The 21,304-nt window shown below is 44.6% G+C and carries 17 protein-coding genes and 1 pseudogene; 15 read left to right on the forward strand and 3 right to left on the reverse strand.

What is annotated here, in order from left to right; translation table 11 throughout:
* Positions 1-5: 5 nt before the first annotated feature.
* Entirely contained in the window at positions 6-1,625 is a 1,620-nt protein-coding gene (locus F973_RS13160) for an ABC1 kinase family protein (protein ID WP_004762256.1), read from the forward strand.
* A 102-nt stretch (positions 1,626-1,727) separates the two neighbouring features.
* Here the strand turns inward: F973_RS13160 and F973_RS13165 are convergent, their stop codons facing one another.
* Positions 1,728-2,786 carry an RNA-guided endonuclease InsQ/TnpB family protein gene (locus F973_RS13165; RefSeq protein ID WP_034432673.1) on the reverse strand — a complete coding sequence of 353 codons (1,059 nt, stop codon included), beginning with the start codon at positions 2,784-2,786 and terminating at the stop codon, positions 1,728-1,730.
* A 20-nt stretch (positions 2,787-2,806) separates the two neighbouring features.
* On the opposite strand from F973_RS13165, the gene tnpA reads away from it, so the two are divergent.
* Both tnpA and mdh read left to right on the forward strand, forming a co-directional pair.
* Positions 2,807-3,220, forward strand: a complete 414-nt coding sequence (gene tnpA, locus F973_RS13170; RefSeq protein ID WP_004761731.1) for an IS200/IS605 family transposase — start codon at positions 2,807-2,809, stop codon at positions 3,218-3,220.
* A gap of 446 nt (positions 3,221-3,666) precedes the next feature.
* Positions 3,667-4,839 carry an iron-dependent methanol dehydrogenase gene (gene mdh / locus F973_RS13175; protein ID WP_004674434.1) on the forward strand — a complete coding sequence of 391 codons (1,173 nt, stop codon included), beginning with the start codon at positions 3,667-3,669 and terminating at the stop codon, positions 4,837-4,839.
* A gap of 231 nt (positions 4,840-5,070) precedes the next feature.
* On the opposite strand, the gene F973_RS13180 is transcribed toward mdh, so the two are convergent.
* Positions 5,071-6,252 carry a helix-turn-helix domain-containing protein gene (locus tag F973_RS13180; RefSeq protein ID WP_004680686.1) on the reverse strand — a complete coding sequence of 394 codons (1,182 nt, stop codon included), beginning with the start codon at positions 6,250-6,252 and terminating at the stop codon, positions 5,071-5,073.
* A gap of 140 nt (positions 6,253-6,392) precedes the next feature.
* On the opposite strand from F973_RS13180, the gene F973_RS13185 reads away from it, so the two are divergent.
* On the forward strand, positions 6,393-7,904 hold the full coding sequence (locus F973_RS13185) for an acetaldehyde dehydrogenase ExaC (protein ID WP_004762262.1): 1,512 nt from the start codon (positions 6,393-6,395) through the stop codon (positions 7,902-7,904).
* A gap of 207 nt (positions 7,905-8,111) precedes the next feature.
* Here F973_RS13185 and F973_RS15135 read toward each other — a convergent pair.
* Positions 8,112-9,202 (reverse strand): IS4-like element ISAba33 family transposase gene (locus F973_RS15135; RefSeq protein WP_155756477.1). Its coding sequence is split into 2 segments (ribosomal slippage): positions 8,112-8,662 and positions 8,662-9,202, totalling 1,092 coding nucleotides; the frame shifts between segments, so codons are not numbered across the junction.
* A gap of 292 nt (positions 9,203-9,494) precedes the next feature.
* Between F973_RS15135 and F973_RS13200 the strand changes: the two genes are divergently transcribed.
* The 11 genes and pseudogenes from F973_RS13200 to F973_RS13250 all read left to right on the forward strand — a co-directional run bounded on the left by F973_RS13200 (position 9,495) and on the right by F973_RS13250 (position 21,261).
* Entirely contained in the window at positions 9,495-10,811 is a 1,317-nt protein-coding gene (locus F973_RS13200) for an FAD-dependent oxidoreductase (RefSeq protein WP_004762265.1), read from the forward strand.
* Between the two features lie 19 nt (positions 10,812-10,830).
* Positions 10,831-10,972: pseudogene (locus tag F973_RS15615) on the forward strand (VOC family protein); the annotation flags it as partial.
* 128 nt (positions 10,973-11,100) lie between these two features.
* Entirely contained in the window at positions 11,101-11,868 is a 768-nt protein-coding gene (hisIE, locus tag F973_RS13210) for a bifunctional phosphoribosyl-AMP cyclohydrolase/phosphoribosyl-ATP diphosphatase HisIE (RefSeq protein WP_004762269.1), read from the forward strand.
* 9 nt (positions 11,869-11,877) lie between these two features.
* Positions 11,878-13,386, forward strand: a complete 1,509-nt coding sequence (locus tag F973_RS13215) for a UvrD-helicase domain-containing protein (protein ID WP_004674426.1) — start codon at positions 11,878-11,880, stop codon at positions 13,384-13,386.
* A gap of 24 nt (positions 13,387-13,410) precedes the next feature.
* Positions 13,411-14,793, forward strand: coding sequence for an AAA family ATPase (locus F973_RS13220; protein WP_004762270.1), 1,383 nt, complete (start codon positions 13,411-13,413; stop codon positions 14,791-14,793).
* 251 nt (positions 14,794-15,044) lie between these two features.
* Positions 15,045-17,888, forward strand: a complete 2,844-nt coding sequence (locus tag F973_RS13225) for a monovalent cation/H+ antiporter subunit A (RefSeq protein ID WP_004762272.1) — start codon at positions 15,045-15,047, stop codon at positions 17,886-17,888.
* Positions 17,889-18,257: a Na+/H+ antiporter subunit C gene (locus F973_RS13230; protein WP_004674421.1), complete on the forward strand. Its 369-nt coding sequence runs from the start codon at positions 17,889-17,891 to the stop codon at positions 18,255-18,257.
* On the forward strand, positions 18,257-20,068 hold the full coding sequence (locus F973_RS13235) for a monovalent cation/H+ antiporter subunit D (RefSeq protein ID WP_004762274.1): 1,812 nt from the start codon (positions 18,257-18,259) through the stop codon (positions 20,066-20,068). Before F973_RS13230 ends, F973_RS13235 begins: the two co-directional genes overlap by 1 nt.
* Before the next feature lies 1 nt (position 20,069).
* The gene (locus F973_RS13240; RefSeq protein WP_004762276.1) at positions 20,070-20,597 is read left to right on the forward strand and encodes a Na+/H+ antiporter subunit E; all 528 of its coding nucleotides are present in this window, start codon (positions 20,070-20,072) and stop codon (positions 20,595-20,597) included.
* Positions 20,594-20,869, forward strand: coding sequence for a monovalent cation/H+ antiporter subunit F (locus F973_RS13245; protein WP_004680695.1), 276 nt, complete (start codon positions 20,594-20,596; stop codon positions 20,867-20,869). The genes F973_RS13240 and F973_RS13245 overlap by 4 nt, the downstream gene beginning before the upstream one ends.
* Before the next feature lie 11 nt (positions 20,870-20,880).
* Complete coding sequence (locus F973_RS13250; protein ID WP_004762278.1) at positions 20,881-21,261, forward strand: Na+/H+ antiporter subunit G; 381 nt, start codon at positions 20,881-20,883, stop codon at positions 21,259-21,261.
* The last annotated feature ends 43 nt before the right edge of the window (positions 21,262-21,304 follow it).

Here is a 21,304-nt window from a genome sequence, read left to right on the forward strand (position 1 = left end):
TTTATATGATTCCGCATGTTAGACGGTTATTTGAACTTTGGCGCATTGCAGCACATTATCGCCTTGACACTTTATTTCCTGCGGAAGAATTACCTGTAAAAGCCCAACATGCCTTGGGTGTGATTAAAATGCATCCTGCGGCTTGGTCAAGCCGTGAAAAAAAGAATCCGCTTAAACTCAAGCAAGCACTGGAAGAGATGGGGCCTTTGGCAATTAAGCTGGGTCAACTCCTCTCTACCCGTCGCGACCTGATTCCACCAGAACTCTTATCGCAACTGGTGCTGTTGCAAGACCGTGTAAAGCCCTATGACACCCAGTTGGCCAAACAGCGGATTCAAGAATCTCTCAAGGCCGATGTTGGCACATTGTTTGCCCGTTTTGATGAACAGCCACTTGCCGCTGCCTCGATTGCACAGGTGCATACTGCCGCATTGCATGATGGTCGTGAGGTGGTGATAAAAGTCACCCGTCCTGATATTCATAACCAGATTCTTCGGGACTTTGAAATTCTGGCATGGCTGGGGAATTGGCTGGAAAACCGTCTGGAAGCTGCCCGTGCCCTGCACCTGTCCGAGATTATTCAGGACTACCGTCAGATCATTTTAAATGAGCTTGACCTGAGTCTAGAAGCGGACAATACCCGCCGAATGCGTCATTACTTTACAGGCTCCAGCATGATGTATGTACCTGAAGTCTATATGGACAGTAAAGACGTGATGGTGGCTGAACGCATCACGGGTGTGCCTATTTCAGATATCACGACCTTTGATCGTTTGGGTATGGATCGTGCAGATTTGGCTGAAAAAGGTTTGACCATTTTCTTTACCCAAGTATTTCGAGACAACTTTTTCCATGCGGACATGCACCCTGGCAATGTCTTTGTTGAAACCATTAATCCAAGCAATCCACGCTTTATTGCACTGGACTGTGCCATTATGGGTGAGCTGTCCAAGTCTGATCAAATGACCGTTGCACGAATGTTACTGGCAGTGATGAACAGCAACTTTATGCAGTTGATTCAGATTGTGCATCAGGCTGGCTGGATTCCACCAGGAACCGATCAGGATGCACTGGCACGTGAAATGCGTCGTACCGTTGGCCCTATGGTGTCCAAGCCGATGGATCAACTGGATTTTGCAGGCATCCTGATTCAGGTGATGGATATTGCACGGCGTTTCCATCTGGAAATTCCACCACAACTCATGTTGCTTTTAAAAACGCTGGTTCATGTTGAGGGTCTGGGCACTGACCTTTACCCACAACTGGACATCTGGAAACTGGCAAAACCGATTCTCACTGAATGGGTCAAGGCCAATATGAATCCAGTGAAAAATTTCAAGGAAATTGGTCAGCAAATTCCTGATTTATTATTGGGCGCACAGGACTTGCCTAGCCTGTTGATTGACAGCCTCAATGGCTTGAAAAACCAGTCAGCCTGGCATGATAAACAGCTGAAAGAAATTCAGCAGATGCGTTTGCAAATGCAACAGCAGCAACGCCGTAGCTGGATGTTTGGCAGCACCATGCTGATTTTGCTGACCATTGCCATTATTACGCCGTGGTTTGTCTCAATTGTCTTAATTGTATTGAGTAGCTTGTTGGCGCTGTGGCGTATTATGAAATAAGCCACACCCGCCTATAAACAAGGGACTTTTTAGCTTCAAGTATGATGGGGTGCGACTGGCTCCTCATCACGGCCAGTTAATAAATTTGACATCCTCCCCGACCTAAAGGACGGGGATTCCTACTGCTAGACGCTCATGTCCGAGCGCAAGAATATTCAGTGCGGAATTTACATCCCGATCATGGAGCGTACCGCACTCCATACACTGCCATTCTCTTACTCCTAAGCCTGCTCTACCTTTCGGACTACTACAGCGTGAGCCACAGCACGAACAAGTTTGGGTGGTATAGGCCTCATTGACTTCTTCATACCATGCCCCTGCGTTCTCGCATTTATACTTGAGCATGGTTCTTAGTGTTGTCCAACTTGCATCTAATACAGACTTAGCTAATTTAGTCCGTGCTAGTGCTTTGGCATTCACATTGCCAATGAAGATTGCTGCATGTTCATTCACCAGTTTATGACTGAATTGATGCAACATGTTTTGACGTATATTTTTAATCTTGGCGTGAATCGCTTTGACGCGCTTTTTATTTCTCGCACGTTGAGCTATGCCAAGTTTTTGTTCATATTGCCGATAGATTTTAGGGGCTTTGAGCTTTACTCCATCTGAACAAGTGGCTAAATCCTTTAAACCCAAGTCTATGCCAATTGAGGTTTTAGCGCTGGTTTTCTCTGTTTTAATTGAATCAACTACAAGACAGACATACCAACGCCCACGACTATCCTCTACAAACGAGCCTGTTTTAACATTGTATTTGCTTAGTCCGTAGCTGTCCCATAGTTTGAATTGATGCTTGCCGTATTGAACATAGCCATCAGCATATTTGATTGCTACTTTCTTGAACGGTATCCAGCCCAATGAACGCCTAGCTGATTTTTTATTGCTGACTCGCCATTTTAATTTTGCTTTTTTGAATTGCTTGCGGCGTGTAATGAGTTCTTCTGTTACCGCTTGAATGGTTTGACTGTGCAAATTACATTCTTTCGATGTGCCTTTTGTGTATTTGGCAATGTCGTATGCTGAAAAGAATTGTTGTTTTCGTTGTAGATGTTTAAAACACAAATCATTCACGTAATTCCAGACAAAATTCACCTCAGATGCCATCTGATTTAGCACCTTGCAATGTTTGTCTTTTATGCGTAATTTAAGTGTTTTCATACTTAAAATATATTTGGTCTATGAGTAATAGTCAAGAGATTAGAACAGGTCGCCACTGTGTTTTTAATATGCACGTTCATTTAGTCTTTGTGGCTAAATATCGGCGTGATGTTTTTACTAAAGCAATGCTTGAAACGATGCGTGAAGTATTTGAGCGTGTATGCTTGGACTTTGAAGCTGAGTTGGTAGAGTTTGACGGTGAACATGACCATGTACATTTGCTCGTCAATTATCCACCTAAAGTCGCTATTTCTAGTTTGGTAAATAGCTTGAAAGGTGCATCTAGTCGAATTTTACGAACCAAACACCCTGAAATTAAAAGCAAATTATGGGGTAATGCCTTGTGGTCGCCTAGTTACTTCGCTGCATCATGCGCAGGTGCGCCTATTGGGATTATTAAGCAGTATATTCAACAACAGCAAACACCGCATTAATGGCTTACGCCAGTCGCTTATATCCTCGGGCTAAACCCCGAGGTTTTACGCTCCAATGGATAAAGATTCAAGTGAAAGGACTTATATACTTCCGTTTTAAATCTTCGTATAAATGATTAATATTCCAAACCCTTTCAATTGAGTAAAACCATTTCCTGCTGAACGCCTGATTTTAACTCTTCCATCCAGCTCGTAAAAAACCAAATTAAGAATTTGATTTAATTAAAATATTATGCCATCAACTGTGGTTTTAAACTATTTCCAAGAAAATCCTACCCCCTGTTGTGTTGGATATCAGAACCACTTCTCCTGTTTCCAATGCTACCCCATTTATTTATTGGTAGGTTTTTGGTAGGTGGGAAAAAAATTTAACCCTCCCATACTAGACCTACAGTGATGAGATCACTGAATAACAAACAATGGATTATGGAAGAAGGAATCACTCCATGGCTTTTAAGAATATTGCAGATCAAACAAACGGTTTTTACATCCCTTGCGTGTCACTTTTTGGCCCTGGCTGTGCCAAAGAAATTGGAACGAAAGCTCAAAATCTCGGCGCTAAAAAAGCCTTGATTGTAACGGACGAAGGCTTATTTAAATTTGGTGTAGCCAATACCATTGCAGAATATTTAAAAGATGCTGGCGTAGACAGCCATATCTTTGCTGGGGCAGAGCCCAATCCAACAGATATCAATGTACATCATGGCGTACAGGCCTATAATGACAATGGCTGCGATTTCATCGTTTCTTTAGGCGGTGGTTCCTCACATGACTGCGCCAAGGGCATCGGCCTGGTAACGGCTGGTGGTGGACATATCCGTGACTATGAAGGCATTGATAAAAGCACTGTTCCCATGACACCGTTGATTGCAATCAATACAACGGCGGGAACAGCATCTGAAATGACCCGTTTCTGTATCATTACCAACACCGACACCCATGTAAAAATGGCAATCGTCGATTGGCGCTGTACCCCACTGATTGCAATTGACGATCCTAAACTCATGGTGGCCAAACCCGCTGGCTTGACCGCCGCAACTGGCATGGACGCTTTAACGCATGCGGTAGAAGCCTATGTTTCCACAGCAGCAAATCCAATTACCGATGCCTGTGCAGAAAAGGCCATTACCATGATTAGCCAGTGGTTACGCCCCGCTGTCGCCAATGGCGAAAATATTGAGGCACGTGATGCCATGAGTTATGCACAGTATTTGGCGGGTATGGCGTTTAACAACGCATCTCTTGGTTATGTCCATGCGATGGCGCATCAATTAGGTGGGTTCTATAACCTGCCGCATGGTGTATGCAATGCGGTACTGCTACCTCATGTCTGTGAATTCAACTTAATTGCCTGTCAGGATCGTTATGCAAAAATTGCAGAATTGATGGGTGTAAATACTGACGGCTTTACTGAAACTGAAGCTGCATTCGCGGCCATTGATGCCATTCGGGAATTATCATCCTCAATTGGAATCCCATCTGGCCTGAATGAACTTGGCGTAAAAACTGAGGATCTTGCAATCATGGCTGAAAATGCCCAAAAGGATGCATGCATGCTGACCAATCCGCGTAAGGCGACTCACGCCCAGGTTGTGGAGATCTTCAAGGCAGCACTCTGACCTTTCTGTTAAAAGTAAGTCAAAGCCTGCGAGAACCAGCTTACTTTTTTGTGGGAATAGCCAACTGGTGATATTCCCACTTTTTTTATTATAAATTCTTGATCTCAGTTCATAAGCACTGAACTAATATCCTGATATACATTTGATTTCTTTAATCATTAAACCAAAAATAAAATATGGCCTCACTTTGCACGTCAACAGCAGCTTTTTATGAAATGCCACATGCAAGCTCTAGTACACATCTCTAAACTTATGCAGTGATAAATGCGCCGGATGCTCTGAGGGCAATAACTCCATCAGGCGTTCAACCGCATCTATTGCCTCTGGGAAATGAGCAACATGCTTCAGTAAAAGATCCGTTTCTGTGGTCTTAAAAATCGCGTCACTTAAACGCGACTCCAGACAATCCCGCCATGCACATAAAAAAGGGCTTTCTGTCTTGGCCAAAAACACCCCCTTGTATAACTGTAACGCAGAAGCCACATATCCAGAATCAAGCGCCTGTTCCGCCAAAAGAAAATCGGCCTCCACATCGGCCAATAAACGATAGGGCCGTGAACCTAGCATCCCACCCAGAATATCCCTGAGTTGTGACATTTCAGCTTTTAATGTGCCAATGCTGACTTTACGCTCACCATATAGGGCTTGGTGTAGTTTTTCTAAATTCAAGCCATTTGGACACAGCACCAAAATTGCCAAAATCTCAATTTGACGTGGTGTAAGAACCAACGATTTACCATTAAAGAAGATTTGTGGGGTTGAAAAAGCACGGATGTATAAATGTTGTCTTTGCTGATCAATAAGTGCGGTTTGAATGATGGAGGCACAACGCTCCGCTGCCAGAACCCCTAGACTATTGTGCTTTTTCCAGGTGGTTGATAAATCGACCACACCCAGTACCTGTTTGGAATAAGGGTCGATAATTGGAGCTGCATAACAGACCCAGTCATGAATGGATTCCATGTAGTGTTCATTGGAAAACACACAACTGGATTGTTGGGTTTTTAATGACAAGGCCAAAGCATTGGTTCCAACCACCTCCTCTGCCCACTGCCCACCTGCAATGAAATGTACCTTTTCAGCGGCACTTTGCATTTGTGTACTTGAAGCAGTCCATATAATGGTACTTCCCACATCACCGACAGCGATCACCATCGAGGATTGTGCGGCAATATGGCCCAGTTCACTGGAACAGGCATTTAAGGCCTTATCCAGACTGGTTTTATGTTTTTTATTGTGGTTGAGCAAAGGTGCTGCCAAACGCTCCTTTGGAATTGAAGACAGCACTGATCGCTGCCAAGAACTCGCAATACTCTGCTCTAACTTCTCAGCGCTTTGGGGAGACAGGCTATTTTGATGCTTTAACTGATCAATAGACTGTCTTTGCCGTATCAGCTCTTGTTTTGTAAACATTTGTGTATCCCTCACACTTGAGCATGCTTTCCAACCTTTCTCCAACCTTCACCCTTATATGCTAGTCAAATAGCGTACAAAAGTACCTTATACCAAAGCTGTAGACGCTTAAGATCAATTATAAGCAAAGGAATATATATATGCGTTACATCGATCCGAATCAACCAGATTCCAAAGTCCAGTTTAAAGCACAGTATGAAAACTTTATTGGTGGCCAATGGGTAGCTCCTGTAAGAGGAGAATACTTCGACAACGTTTCACCTGTCGATGGCAAAGTATTTACAAAAATACCGCGTTCCTCGGTTGAAGACATTGAACTTGCACTTGATGCAGCCCATAAAGCAAAGGCTGAATGGAATAAAAGTTCTCCAACAGTGCGTTCAAATATCTTGCTCAAAATTGCTGATCGCATGGAAGCAAACCTTGAAATGCTTGCGGTTGCGGAAACTTGGGATAATGGCAAGCCAGTTCGTGAAACATTGGCAGCTGACATTCCACTGGCAATTGATCATTTCCGTTATTTTGCAGGTTGTATCCGTGCACAGGAAGGCGGCATTTCAGAAATTGATGACGACACCATTGCCTATCACTTCCATGAACCATTGGGTGTCGTGGGTCAGATCATTCCGTGGAATTTCCCAATTTTGATGGCGGCATGGAAACTTGCTCCTGCGCTTGCGGCAGGAAACTGTGTCGTATTAAAACCAGCAGAACAAACACCTGCAAGCATTCTACTCGTTTTAGAGTTAATCCAAGATATTCTACCTGCTGGTGTGTTAAACGTTGTGAATGGCTATGGTGTCGAAGTAGGCCGTCCACTTGCCACTAATCCTCGTATTGCCAAAATTGCATTTACAGGTTCAACCCAAGTTGGACAGTTGATCATGCAATATGCGACAGAAAACATTATTCCAGTGACACTCGAACTGGGTGGTAAATCTCCGAATATTTTCTTTGAAGATATTATGGATAAAGAAGATGATTTTCTTGATAAAGCACTTGAAGGCTTTGCAATGTTCGCACTCAATCAAGGCGAGATTTGTACTTGTCCCTCTCGTGCCTTGGTTCAGGAAAGCATCGCAGACGCATTTCTAGAAAAAGCCATTGAGCGTGTGAAACGTATCAAAGTTGGACATCCACTTGATACTGAAACAATGGTTGGTGCACAAGCTTCACAAGAACAACAGGAAAAAATCCTACGTTGTATTAACATGGGTCGAGAAGAAGGTGCTGAACTTCTTACGGGTGGTGGTGCTAGACAAGAAGTGGGTGAAGGTTTCTATATCGAACCAACGGTGTTTAAAGGACACAACGCGATGCAGATCTTCCAAGAAGAAATTTTTGGTCCTGTGCTTTCAGTAACGACATTTAAAGACTTTGATGAAGCCATTAAAATCGCAAACGACACCATCTATGGCCTGGGTGCGGGCGTATGGGCTCGTTCCGCACATACCTCATATCGTGCGGGCCGTGCGGTGGAAGCAGGCCGTGTATGGACCAACTGCTATCATATTTATCCTGCACATGCGGCATTCGGTGGCTATAAGAAGTCAGGCATTGGTCGTGAAAACCATCGCATGATGTTAGACCATTATCAACAAACCAAGAATCTTTTAGTGAGCTACTCAACCAAACCAGCTGGATTCTTCTAATCACGACATCCATGTCATTCTTTTTGAAAAGGGCGAATGTATATGACATTTGCCCTTTTTATTTATTCACTCAACCACGATCCACCTACGTTGCAACGATGTTTTCAAACTCATTGTAATTAAGCGGCACATAGAATTTTAGCAAGGCATCCTTTCTGATTTAATAAATTAAAATCTTATAAATTTTCGCTCTGTACACGACAAATTTCATAGGATCCTTGTCCTATCAGGCTTTTTCTTTCTTAAAATTGCTAGCACTTTCTTAAATTCTTCTTTTTTTCCAAAACCAATCAAACGTAGAATAGCCATTTGAACATAGTCCAAACCGTAGCGAAATAAACTTACTGAAAGTCGTCCATGCTTCTTTATTTTTATCGCTTTTTTCCGATCATGTTGCCATTCACCTGTTAAATAGCACCAACAGAAACCGATAGCTAGCACTGCTATCAATTTCTTGACTCGTCTAGGGTCTGTTAAACGAGTATTTTCAAGATTGAATCCACGTCCTTTGAGACAACTAAATAAGGTTTCGATTTCCCAGCGTAATGCATAATCACGAATAGCAGAAGCATTAAACATAGGAGAAACAACAAGTAAAAGTTCTCCATCTTCTAATCGTAGCGCACTAATATACAGTTTTACTCGACCAACCCAAATACGTCGTTTACGACATTCAGTTTGACCAACTTGAAGATGACGAAATAAATCACTAATTTTATGATTCCTGGCTAAGTGATTGGTCACAATAAAGTTTTTTTAACACGTATACAGAAGTTAATGTCATTTTCAATTAACCATGTAAACCATTTCTCACCGATAAATTCTCTGTCTGCGAACACATTCACAATACGGTCTTTACCAAAAATAGAGATAAAGCGTTGAATCAAAGCAATACGCTCTTTTGTATCTGAATTTCCACGTTTATTGAGCAATGTCCAAACAATAGGTATCGCTATTCCACGATAGACGATGGCTAACATCAAGATATTGATATCTCGTTTTCCCCATTTCCAATTGGTTCTATCTAAAGTCAGTTGCACTTTGTCGAATGAAAATATATTGAAAATTAACTGAGAAATTTGACGATAATCAAAATACTGATCTGCAAAGAAGCGTTGTATACGTCGATAAAATGATTGTGGTAAGCACTTGATGGGTAAGGCTTTAGATGCAGAAGAAAGATTACATGTCTGTTTTACAATTAATGCAATCATAATCAGTGTAAAACATTTTACATGTGACTTGTTCCACTTTAGATATTTGTTTAAGATGAGATGTAACTCATTGAAATGTGTCATCATATTCGTCGTCAGAAAACAAGTATTATGCCATTATTTCAATGAGTTATCTTTTTTTGTCGTGTACAAAGAAATTTTCGGATTATTTTACTTGAATCCAACTGTTATCTTTTAGATTTAAATAGGTAAAATTCTTAACGCATCCCGACTTTAATCTTTATTGGTCAAACTAGTTATTGTTCTTCCACCTCGAAATTGATTTGCCAGCTATTATCAAACGTTGGGAAGTGGTATAGGATTAAGTCGGATTCTCTTTAAAAACAACCCAATAACGACTGCATAAGAACAAACAATGAAAACACCCCATTTTGCGATTATTGGGGCGGGTACAGCAGGACTCGCCACTGCCATTTTACTGGCCCGTCAGGGTCATCTGGTCACCATTTTTGAACAGGTGGATGAGCTCGCGCCTGTGGGTGCAGGCTTATTATTACAACCTGCTGGCCTGGCAGTCTTTGAACATCTTGGTGTACTTGATGCAGCCTTAAAACTTGGAGCAAAAGTTACAGGGCTGGAGGGAAAACTTGCCGATCAGCGTCTGTTGGTCAATAGCCATTACCATCAGGCTGGAAATCATCTTTACGGTTTAGGCATACATCGCGCCACCTTATGTCATGTGCTGATGCAAAAGTTGGCTGAATATTCCAGCCAGATCAACTGGAAAATGGGACATGGCGTTGATCAGATTCAGGAAAGTACCCATGAGGTTCGACTCATCGGGTCTTATCAACAACAGAAATTTGATGCCTGTTTTGATGCTGTCCTGATTGCCAATGGCGCACGAAGCCAACTTCGCCCCAAAGACTGGGTTAAGGTTGATCAGGCTTATCCATGGGGTGCTGCATGGAGCATTGTGCCTGAATGTCCTGTATTGGACTCTGAAATCCTGCATCAATTTTATGATCGTTCCAAGATCATGATGGGGATTTTACCGACAGGTGCAATCCCCTCTGCACCACAACAGCGTCTTTCCAGCATCTTCTGGAGTTTGCCCACCGCACAACTGCAATCATTTTTAAAGGATGAATCGGCAAAGCGGCAATGGTTAAAGCAGGTTTCAGATCGCTGGCCTGATGTGGCTGAATGGTTAAAACAGCTGTTGGCTGATCAACAAAATCAATCTCAGTGGTTGTCAGCCCAATATCGTGATGTTGTGATGTCCCAGTTTGGACAGGGGCGAATTGGGGTGATCGGTGATGCTGCCCATGCCATGAGTCCCCAACTTGGACAAGGTGCGAATATGGCGCTTTTAGATGCATGGGCCTTTTCACAGTCCTTGCAGCGCGCCAGGAAAAATCAGCAGATTGACTGGGCAGTGTTGTGGCAAAACTATCACCAACAGCGTCGTTCTTCGACCCAGTTCTATCAATTCCTCAGTCGTTTACTAACACCTCTATATCAATCCGATCATTGGTGGGCGGGTAGCATACGTGATCTTACTTTTCCGTGGATGTATCAAATTCCCTATTTCCGTAAAGAAATGGCGATGACCATTTCAGGCTTAAAAACGGGTATGTTCGAACAAATGAGCTATCAACAAGTCGCACAATATACTGAACGCGATAATACGTTCAGTAGAAAAAGTGAGTCTTTGCCTGAATATGAATAACCTCAAAAAGAGCTGAATTATGAAAATTAGCCATTTAGATCACTTAGTTCTGACAGTTGCTGATATTAAAACCACCTGCCAATTTTATCACTCCGCATTGAATTTTGAGGTCATCAGCTTTGGTGAAAAACCGAAAGGCACTGCAATACCCTTTATCGAAATAGAAAACAAAAAAACTCATGAGTACTTATATCCAATCCAGCCCCTAAAGCATTTTTTACCCAACAAGCATAGCCAACCCTAGCCACAAACGCTAAACTAGCTGCTTTGCCCACAACGGATTTCACGCATGTCAAACTGGTTAGATGAAGTTAAATTTGATTCCAATGGTCTTGTTCCTGCCATTGCACAACATCATCAAACTGGTCGAGTGTTAATGGTTGCATGGATGAATCGTGAAGCATTACAACTGACGGCTGAAAAAAATCAAGCCGTGTATTACTCACGTTCACGTCAAAAATTGTGGCACAAAGGCGAAGAATCAGGGCATTTCCAAACAGTGCATGAAATTCGTTTGGATTGCGATGCTGATGTAATTATTCTGCAAATTGAACAGCATGGTGGTATTGCTTGCCATACAGGTCGTGAGTCTTGCTTCTATCGCAAACTCACCCCTCAAGGTTGGGAAATTGTTGATGCTCAACTGAAAGATCCGACTGCAATTTACGGCGCATCTGCGAAAGTCGAAGCACACGATCATGGTCAGGCTGAACAAGTCGACGTACTCAGTCACTTAGGTCGCTTGATGCAAGAACGCAAAAAAGCTGAAGCAGATAGTTCTTATGTTGCCAGCCTATACAAAAAAGGCATCAATAAAATTTTAGAAAAAGTCGGCGAAGAAAGCATCGAAAGCATTATTGCAGCCAAAGATTATGCAGCACATGCTTCTTTAGAAAATAAGCATGATCTGATTTATGAAGTTGCAGATTTATGGTTCCACACTATTGTCATGCTCGGTTACTTTGACCTTGATCCACAAGAAGTCCTTGATGAACTTGCTCGTCGTCAGGGCTTATCTGGCCTGGTTGAAAAAGCCAACCGTAGTAAAGAGGCGTAACCCATTCCTGTGTCGAGTATCGAAAAACCCAAAGCCACCTATGAGCAAGCGGTTGCCATAGATAACGCCCGTTTAGGGCAATCCTTTAAAGTGATTGCCTATGCTGGCACAGGTAAAACCACCACTTTACAAATGATCAGTGACGCCATGCCCGAACGGCGTGGTATGTATTTGGCATTTAACAAAGCCATCGCATCTGAAGCGCAAAACAAGTTTCATGGCAATGTAAATTGTCGTACCTTTCACTCGCTTGCTTTCCGCAGCGTACCGCGTGGCGTGACTGATAAATTACGCCTGCCCCGTCTCAGCCCAAGCTTTATCGCGAAAGAATATCGGCTGGAACCGATTACCCTAAGGCGTTTAATGGGTGGACGTTATGAAAAATATGTGTTGATGCCAAGCCGCTTGGCGAGTTTGGTTGCCAATGCGGTCAGCTATTTCTGCTCGACTAGCTCACAATACCCTGCCCCTCGCCATATTCAAGCACCAAGCTGGTTGCATCAAGATGATATTGAATCGTTACAACAGCACTTATATCCAGCAGTTGAACGCCGTTGGTTAGAGTCAATTGATCAAAACCATCAGGCAGGGATTGGTCACGATATTTACCTCAAACTTTGGGCATTATCAGAACCTAATATTCCAACAGATTATGTTTTGTTTGATGAAGCACAAGATGCTGATCCACTCATGTTGGGTATTTTACTACGTCAAAAAAGCACACAAGTGATTTATGTCGGTGATGCACATCAGCAAATCTATGCTTGGCGTGGTGCGGTCAATGCTATGCAGCAAATGCCATTGCATGAAAGCCGCTTAACAACATCTTTCCGTTTTGGTGATGCGATTGCTGATGTTGCCAATAGTCTGCTTGGTGCATTAAACGAAACTGTTCCGTTATTGGGCAATCCAAATGTTAAATCGAGTGTGGTGAATAAACCCCATACCAAAATGCGTGATGCAATTTTGTGTCGTACCAATGCGCGTGCAATGGAATTACTGCTTTCAGGCTTGCTGCATGGTGATAAGGTCAGCCTGCAAGCCGACCATCAAAAACTCAGTCGCTTTGTCGATGCCGCCAGTTTACTGAAACAGGGCAAACGCATTACCGATGTGCCTGAACTGGCGTGGTTTAATTCATGGCATGATGTGCATGAGTATTGTGAAACCAATGATGGCAGTGACATCAAGCCTTTGGTCAAGCTGGTGGATGAACATGGTACTGAACCATTGAAAAAGGCATTGGCGAAAATTACCCCGATTGAACAGGCAGACTATGTGATCTCAACCGCGCATAAGGCCAAGGGGCTGGAATGGAATCGGGTGCATATTGAAGATGATTACCAGTTCAAGATTAACGGACTGGAACATAAAATTACAGATGAGGAATTAAGACTACTTTACGTCGCCTGTACGCGTGCTAAAGTAAGTTTAAATATCCATCATCTTTATGACCTGATACAACAATTAAAGCTAAAACAAAGCGCTCCCTCAAGTCTTCGCCAGTCCGTAGGTTAAAGCGCTCGTGACTGAGGTGAACTTATGCAACTTGAATCGGTTCTATTTAAGCATGTTGGCAGGTTTCGGGACTTAAACATTGAGTTTCAACCTGAACAATATCCGATTACCCTGATTCTGGGTGACCAGTCCACAGGTAAAACCACCATTCTAAAAAATATCTATCAGGCTCTGACCTGGTTTTCGGCACGCTATAAGGATATTCGTACTGCGGGTGTTGTGATTGCGGATCAGGACATTATGCTGACTCGGCTACAGGCCAAAATCCAGATTCAGGTACACATGAGTGAGGAACTCAATCATGGCTTGACTGAAAGTAGCGCTGCACAGGCAGCCGACACACAACGCTGTAGCTGGAAACTCTACAAAACCTTTAATAGTCAGGGGGTGGGAATTAGCCAGGTTGAAAGCCAGCAGCTTGACCAGATGGTGACCCTATACCAAAAGATGAATCAACAGGACCCCTTGCTGGGTTTGCCAATGATTGCCTACTATCCTGCGGAACGTTTTGTACACGAAGTGAATCTACAGAGTAAAAATGTGCCAGGCACCTTGCAGGACATTTCAGCCTATGATTTAACACCCATTCCCTACACCACCTTTGCACGTTTTTTTGAATGGTTGCGGGAAATCAGCGATGTCGAGAATGCGCACTCGGCCCATATTGTCAGACGCCTGATGGGTAACGATTTTAACCAGCAGAATCAGTCCGAAATATTACAAGAACTGCAACTGGAACTGGTCAAGCATCCCAAACAGCTCTCGGCACCCAACCTGCATGCCCTGAAAACCAGCCTGAATACCGTTTTTCCCAAGCTGCAAGACCTTTACATTCAGTATGTTCCCAAGCTGCAACTGATGGTGCGTTATGAAGATCGGGTGATGCCATTTCAGCAACTGTCTGCATCAGAAAAAACCTGGATTGCGCTGGTGGGTGATATTAGCCGCCGATTATGCCTGCTCAATCAACATAGCTTTGAGCCATGCCTGGAGGGCGAGGGCATCCTGCTGATTGACCACGTGGATATGCAGTTGGACCAGAATGCATGTGCCGAAATTCTTGAGCGCTTGCATGAGGCATTTCCCCGCCTGCAAATCATTGTGACAGGCAACCGTGATGAATTGCTTGAACATGGGCTGCATTATCAGTGCCTAAAACTGGATCAGCACGGTATTTACCCAATTCAGCTGGAGGCATCACAACAGCAGCTTTCCGCCTTATATCAGGATTTGGTGCAGCCTGAACCAGAGAGTGAGACCCAACCCCCACCACTCCTGCCCTCTGAACCGACATTAACCAAAATGGATGCATTATTCCACCAGATACAGGCACTGAATCCACAGGAAAAGTCTGATTTATTGAATTTGCTCAAGATTGATGACACACCACAACAAAGCCCACTTTGAAATACGGTTCAGGGCAGTATTGAAAATAATCCATCAACATGATATGTAACTTCATGTAATAACATCAGATTTTTATTGATATTTTATAGTAAAATAAATCTCATTTTTTATTTTCAAGTTGTGCAATACAACTTGTGGCTGCCCTGTTCACTTGATTGGGTTTCTGGATTTGAAGTTTTGGTATTCTCCGTGAGTGCCTGTGAATCCTGAAAGAAAGTTCATCCTTAGGTCTCCCGACCTAAATCATCAATATGGATACCAGTGTGCTACCGATTATTATCTTATTACCGCTCATACTCGGCACCACCCTTGTCTCACAACTGCAACGTATTTCACGGGGCGTGACGGCACTTGGGGCGATTGGCATCAGCCTGAGTTGTTTTATTTTACTTCTGACCCAGGCAGAAACGGTTCTTCAGGGCAATACTCTGCTGCAAAGCTGGGATTGGCTGCCACAACTGGGCATCAACCTGAGTTTTCGTCTGGATGCGCTCGGTTTATTGTTTGGCCTGCTGATTAGCGGTATCGGTACGCTCATTTATATTTATGCCTATTTCTACCTCAGTCCCAAAAACTCACTGAGTAAACTGTATTTGTTGCTGATGCTGTTTATGGCAGCCATGCTGGGCATCTCGCTCTCCAACAACCTGATCATATTATTGGTGTTCTGGGAGCTGACCAGTATTTCCTCTTTCCTGCTGGTTGGTTATTGGAGCCAGTACGATGCCGCACAGCGTGGTGCGCGCATGGCCCTAACCCTTACAGGTATGGGCGGCCTTGCCATGCTGGGGGGCTTTGTACTGCTTGGGCAGATCACGGGAACCTATGAAATTGATCAACTGGTGCTGATGAAAGATACCATTCAACAGCATCACCTGTTTGTACCGACCCTATTACTGATTTTACTGGGTGCATTTACCAAAAGTGCACAGTTTCCATTCCACTTTTGGCTACCCAATGCAATGGCTGCACCCACCCCAGTTTCAGCCTATCTGCACTCTGCAACGATGGTAAAAGCGGGGATTTTCCTGCTGGCACGTTTAGCCCCAATTTTTATTGGTGCCGCGATGTACCACAACATTGTCACCTTTGTCGGTCTGTTTACGCTGTGTATGGCAGCAGGTTTTGCCATTTTTAAAGAAGATTTAAAAGGCTTATTGGCTTACTCCACCATCAGCCATTTGGGCCTGATTGTGTGCCTGCTTGGGATGGGCTCCCCGCTTGCGGTTGCGGCGGCCATTTTCCATATCATCAACCATGCCACCTTTAAGGCGGCTTTGTTCATGATTGCGGGCATTATCGACCATGAAACAGGTACAAGGGATTTACGCAAACTGAGTGGGATTTGGGCACTGCTTCCATTTACGGGAACCTTGACCATGATCACCGCCGCCTCCATGGCGGGCGTGCCATTGACCAATGGCTTTATTTCCAAAGAGATGTTCTTTACTGAGTTATTGGCAAACCTCTCTGGCCCAGTGATGGTGGTCTCGGCCATTGTGGCAACCCTGGCGGGAATATTTGCGGTCAGCTATTCGATTCGTTTGGTACATGGCGTGTTTTTTGATGGTGTGGTAGGTAAAAACGTTCCAAACAAGGATGCCCATGAACCAGCACTTGGTATGCGACTGCCTGCAATTATCCTTGCGACTTTATGTATTCTGGTGGGTATTTTCCCTGCCCTGCTTGCGGGCACGCTGGTCAACAGTGTCACCAGAGCCAGCCTGATGCAGCCAAATTTTGAGGGTGTCCATCTTGCCATCTGGCATGGTTTTAATGCTCCTTTAGTCATGAGCCTGATTGCACTGATCGGTGGAACGCTGTTCTATTTTGCCCTAGCCAAACAGGGGCGACTGCGTAAAATCGACCTTGATCCCTCGTTTGGACGCTTTCAGGGCCGAATTTTATTTGATTTATTTCTAAAACATTTGTTGCTCAACAGCCGTAAGATTAAGCAGGCGACTGAAAATGGCTCCTTGCAAAGCTACCTGCTCTGGATTGTGCTGTTTAGCATTTTCATGGTTGGCTTGCCACTGTTCAACCAAGGCTTAACCACAGGTACACGCGAACTGACCCATGCACCGTGGGTGGCAATTGTACTGTGGCTCACTCTGTTCTCTGGCTGCTGGATGATGCTCTGGTTCCACCATGAACGCATCAAGGCCGTGTTGATTAGTGGGGCAGTGGGTCTGGTGGTCACCATGGTATTCATTACCCTGTCAGCGCCAGACCTTGCCCTGACCCAAATTACGGTTGATATCGTGACCACTGTGTTGCTGCTGATGAGTCTATCCTTGCTGCCACAGCTCACTCCTTATGAATCCAGTCGCTCACGGCGCTGGCGCGATGCCAGTCTGGCCATTGCAGGTGGTTTGGGAATTGGCTGGATTAGCTGGCTGATTTTAACCCGTGACCATAATTCAATTTCATGGTTCTTTATGCAACAGTCGATTCCTCTAGGTGGCGGCTCGAATGTGGTCAACGTCATCCTTGTCGATTTCCGTGTTTTCGATACTTTCGGTGAACTTATCGTTTTGGGCATTGCTGCCATTGGTGCACTCTGTTTGATGGATGGTATGCGTGCGCATGGCACCACCATGACCCAGGGACTCACCTATCGCTTTAATCCCTCACCCTTAATGTTACGTATTACCGCATCATGGATACTGCCGCTTGCACTGGTGGTCAGCACCTATATTTTCATGCGTGGACACAACTATCCAGGTGGTGGTTTTATCGCGGGACTGATTACCGCGATGGCACTGATCATTCAATATATTGTGTTGGGTCAGGAACAGGCTGAACGTATGATTGGAGCTCGGTCTGGTCGTCTCTATGAAATCTGGATTGGTTCAGGATTGACCATTGCAGGATTGACAGGTATTGCGGCATGGTTCTGGTCACGTCCATTCCTGACCAGCGCGCACATTTATGTGGAACCCCCCTTACTGGGCAAAATGCATCTTGCCTCCGCCGCATCCTTTGATCTGGGGGTATATATCACAGTCGTCGGGGCGACCATGTTATTGATCTCGGTACTGGGAGACTCACGTCACTCCAGCATGTCTGGCCCTATTCCCAATGGAGACAAATAAATGATCAGCCTTGAATTTTTATTGGCTTCGGCAATTGGTCTACTCACCGCCACAGGGATTTACCTCATCCTGCGTGCCAGAACCTTTCCCGTGGTGCTTGGCCTTGCCATGATCGGCTATGCCGTGAACCTGTTCCTATTTGCGATGGGACGTTTACAGGTCAATGCTCCCGCCATTTTGACGGAAACCACCAAGGTCACCGACCCATTGCCACAGGCATTGGTTTTGACCGCAATCGTGATTGGATTTGCCACCACCGCCTTTGTTGTGCAACTGGCACTACGCAGCCGTTATGAATCGGGAAATGATCATGTCGACTCCAAGGAAGAGCCGACCCTGACCTATGACCCACGTGAGGATGAGCCATAATGTTTGACTTGAATACTTTCTGGCAGACTCACACTCCAATCATCAGTATCCTGATTCCAGCATTGACCAGCTTTATGCTGTTGCTACTGGGTAACCCTGGGGCAGGTTCATTAAAACAGGACTGGCGACAACCCTGGCGGCGTAGCATCAGCCTCACCTCCGCGATTCTGGGTCTGCTGACTGCCATCAGTTACCTGATGATTGCCAGTACAGGACAGATTAGTGTTTACCAGCTCAGCGAATGGTCTGCCCCGTTTGGTATTGTACTGGTACTGGATCGCTTATCGGCCTTTATGCTGGTGCTGACCTATGCACTGGCCATTCCCGTAATCTGGTATGCCAGCGACAACTGGGACACCCGCGGACGCTATTTCCACACCATGTTCCACTTCCTGCTCATGGGAGTCTGTGGCGCATTCCTGACAGGTGACCTGTTTAACCTGTTTGTATTCTTTGAAATCCTGTTAATGGCCTCCTATGTACTGTTACTACATGGTCAGGGTCGTCAAAGATTCCAGTTGGGTATCCATTACGTCACCATCAACCTACTGGCATCCGCCCTGTTCCTGATTGGTCTGGGCATGATTTATGGCAGTGTTGGCAGCCTAAATATGGCAGATGTGGGTCGTATCCTGCCTACACTGGACGATGACCAGCACAAGCTGGCAATTGCAGGTGGCTTACTGCTGTTTGTAGTGTTTGGCATCAAGGCCGCAATGCTGCCTGTCGGATTCTGGCTGCCAAAGACCTATGCGGTTGCCAGCACACCTGTTGCCGCCCTATTTACCATTATGACCAAGGTTGGGATTTATGCGATTTTACGTGTTAATGGAACAGTGTTTGACGATGCCATGGCACAAAGCATTTTTAAAAACACACTATTGTTGATTGGCCTGATCACTTCGATTTATGGGGTGATTGGTGCAATTGGTGCAGAACGGCTGCGTCGTTTTGTTGGCTTCATGGTGCTGTCATCTGTGGGTACATTGCTGATCGCTATTGCCATGTTCAACACACAGGCATGGTCAGCGGGTCTGTATTATCTGGTGCATAGTACCCTGATTGCCGCTGCATTCTATCTGTTCTGTGGCTGGATTACCGCCCAACGCGGCATGTTCAAGGATCACCTGAAAGTTGCACCCAAAATCAAGAATGAAAAGGCAGCAGCACTGACCTATTTCCTGATAGCAATGATGATGGCAGGTTTACCACCATTTAGTGGCTTTCTGGGTAAGGTCTTTATTTTACAGGCCACCGCTGAAACGGCGTATCAGGGCTGGATTATCGCCATTATCCTGATCGTTAGCCTACTGAGTATTCTTGCATTGACCCGTGTGGGTTTCATTCTGTTCTGGCGTGCCAGTCCACCTGAAATTGACCCGAATGAAGCAGCCTATCAAACTTATCAGGGATTGCCAGCCTATGCACCCAACCGTAATGACACAGCCATTTATATCATTTTGGCAGGGCTGATGGCTTATGTCGTGTTTGCATCACCAATCCAGACCTATACCGTATTGACTGCACAGCAAATCCAGAACCATGCGCTCTACAATCAGGCCATTTTAAAAACAGATGCACAGGGTCGCGTCATCAGCGTACAACCTTTTGATCCAGCCTATCTGCCTGAAACTAAATATGGCGGCGAAGTTGAGGATCATAATGCTTTGTTGATTCCCGATGTTATTTCCAAAGCCACTCTACAGGGTGAACATATCTCAGAATACAAGCAGCGCCAGATTGCTGAACAAGTACTGGACACACCGACAGTTCCAAATTCAACCCAGTTAAAGCCAATGGAGGAACACTGACATGCAAAAAATAAGTTTGCTTGACCGTTGGCTCCCCCATCCCTTTGTGTCATTTCTGGTATTTCTGAGCTGGCTGATGCTATCGCACAGTGTGGACCCGACTGACATTTTAATGGCGCTATTACTGGCCATTGTCATTCCCCGTCTGGTACGTCCCTTTATTGCCAGAACCCCCCACATTCACTGGCTGCCTGCGATCAGATTGGTGTTTGTGGTGCTGTGGGATATCATCGTTTCAAATTTTCGTATTGCCAAACTGGTGCTGGGTCCACTGGATCATCTGCACCCGAAATGGTATCGCGTGCCACTGGAAACGGAACATGAACAGATCAACACCTTGCTGGCGATGATCATTACCACTACTCCTGGAACTGTTTCAGCAGGGATTGATCAGGAACGGGGGGATATCCTCGTTCACGCACTCAGCACAGATGATACCGAGCTGGATATTCAGGATATTAAAAAGCGCTATGAAATGCCTTTGATTGAAATCTTTGATGTAAAGCTGAACAAGGGAGCAAGTAAATGACGATTTTACCGTATGCGCTGGGTATTGGTCTAATTGCCATTACCCTCTCCATGTTCCTTTGCCTCATCCGCCTGATTATTGGCCCGTCTGTGATTGACCGTCTGCTCGCATTGGATACACTGTTCCTCAATGCCACCTGTTTGGTTGTGGTGCTGGGTATTTACTGGGTCAGCAACAATATGTTTGAGGGTGCCCTATTGGTTGCAATGCTTGGCTTTGTATCCACAGCCGCACTTGCCCGTTACTTCACCACTGGACATGTGATTGATTAAGGAGAGTGGTTATGCAAATAATTTTTGAGATTATCATTTCGTTCTTTTTGATCTTTGGTGCATTTTTCATGCTCGTAGGTTCCATCGGAATGATTCGCTTACCCGACTTATTTATGCGTCTGCATGCACCGACTAAATCAAGTACGCTAGGCTTAGGAAGTTTTTTAATTGCAGCTATGATATTTGGAGCGACTCAAGGTCGTTTCGGTTTTGCTGAATTATTGATTACTTTATTTGCCTTTATTACTGCTCCAGTATCTGCAAATTTAATGGCACAAGCTGCAATTCATTTACGTTTGCGTTCAACCAGCGGTGATGTACCAGAGGCTTTAAATCGTCCGCTACCATGGCAACGTTACCATCGTAATACAGAAAAGAAAGACCAACTATAGTTGGTCTTTTTTAATAACATTATTCATCTATAAAGAAAGCCAC

This window comes from Acinetobacter sp. CIP 102129 (assembly GCF_000368305.1).
In the GTDB taxonomy this organism is placed as follows: Bacteria; Pseudomonadota; Gammaproteobacteria; order Pseudomonadales; family Moraxellaceae; genus Acinetobacter; species Acinetobacter parvus.

Excerpts from the sequence above, each read along its gene's own strand:
- F973_RS13160 (WP_004762256.1), top strand. The coding sequence starts at position 6 with ATGATTCCGCATGTTAGACGGTTATTTGAACTTTGGCGCATTGCAGCA.
- F973_RS13165 (WP_034432673.1), bottom strand. The coding sequence starts at position 2,786 with ATGAAAACACTTAAATTACGCATAAAAGACAAACATTGCAAGGTGCTA.
- tnpA (WP_004761731.1), top strand. The coding sequence starts at position 2,807 with ATGAGTAATAGTCAAGAGATTAGAACAGGTCGCCACTGTGTTTTTAAT.
- mdh (WP_004674434.1), top strand. The coding sequence starts at position 3,667 with ATGGCTTTTAAGAATATTGCAGATCAAACAAACGGTTTTTACATCCCT.
- F973_RS13180 (WP_004680686.1), bottom strand. The coding sequence starts at position 6,252 with ATGTTTACAAAACAAGAGCTGATACGGCAAAGACAGTCTATTGATCAG.
- F973_RS13185 (WP_004762262.1), top strand. The coding sequence starts at position 6,393 with ATGCGTTACATCGATCCGAATCAACCAGATTCCAAAGTCCAGTTTAAA.
- F973_RS13200 (WP_004762265.1), top strand. The coding sequence starts at position 9,495 with ATGAAAACACCCCATTTTGCGATTATTGGGGCGGGTACAGCAGGACTC.
- hisIE (WP_004762269.1), top strand. The coding sequence starts at position 11,101 with ATGTCAAACTGGTTAGATGAAGTTAAATTTGATTCCAATGGTCTTGTT.
- F973_RS13220 (WP_004762270.1), top strand. The coding sequence starts at position 13,411 with ATGCAACTTGAATCGGTTCTATTTAAGCATGTTGGCAGGTTTCGGGAC.
- F973_RS13225 (WP_004762272.1), top strand. The coding sequence starts at position 15,045 with ATGGATACCAGTGTGCTACCGATTATTATCTTATTACCGCTCATACTC.
- F973_RS13230 (WP_004674421.1), top strand. The coding sequence starts at position 17,889 with ATGATCAGCCTTGAATTTTTATTGGCTTCGGCAATTGGTCTACTCACC.
- F973_RS13235 (WP_004762274.1), top strand. The coding sequence starts at position 18,257 with ATGTTTGACTTGAATACTTTCTGGCAGACTCACACTCCAATCATCAGT.
- F973_RS13240 (WP_004762276.1), top strand. The coding sequence starts at position 20,070 with ATGCAAAAAATAAGTTTGCTTGACCGTTGGCTCCCCCATCCCTTTGTG.
- F973_RS13245 (WP_004680695.1), top strand. The coding sequence starts at position 20,594 with ATGACGATTTTACCGTATGCGCTGGGTATTGGTCTAATTGCCATTACC.
- F973_RS13250 (WP_004762278.1), top strand. The coding sequence starts at position 20,881 with ATGCAAATAATTTTTGAGATTATCATTTCGTTCTTTTTGATCTTTGGT.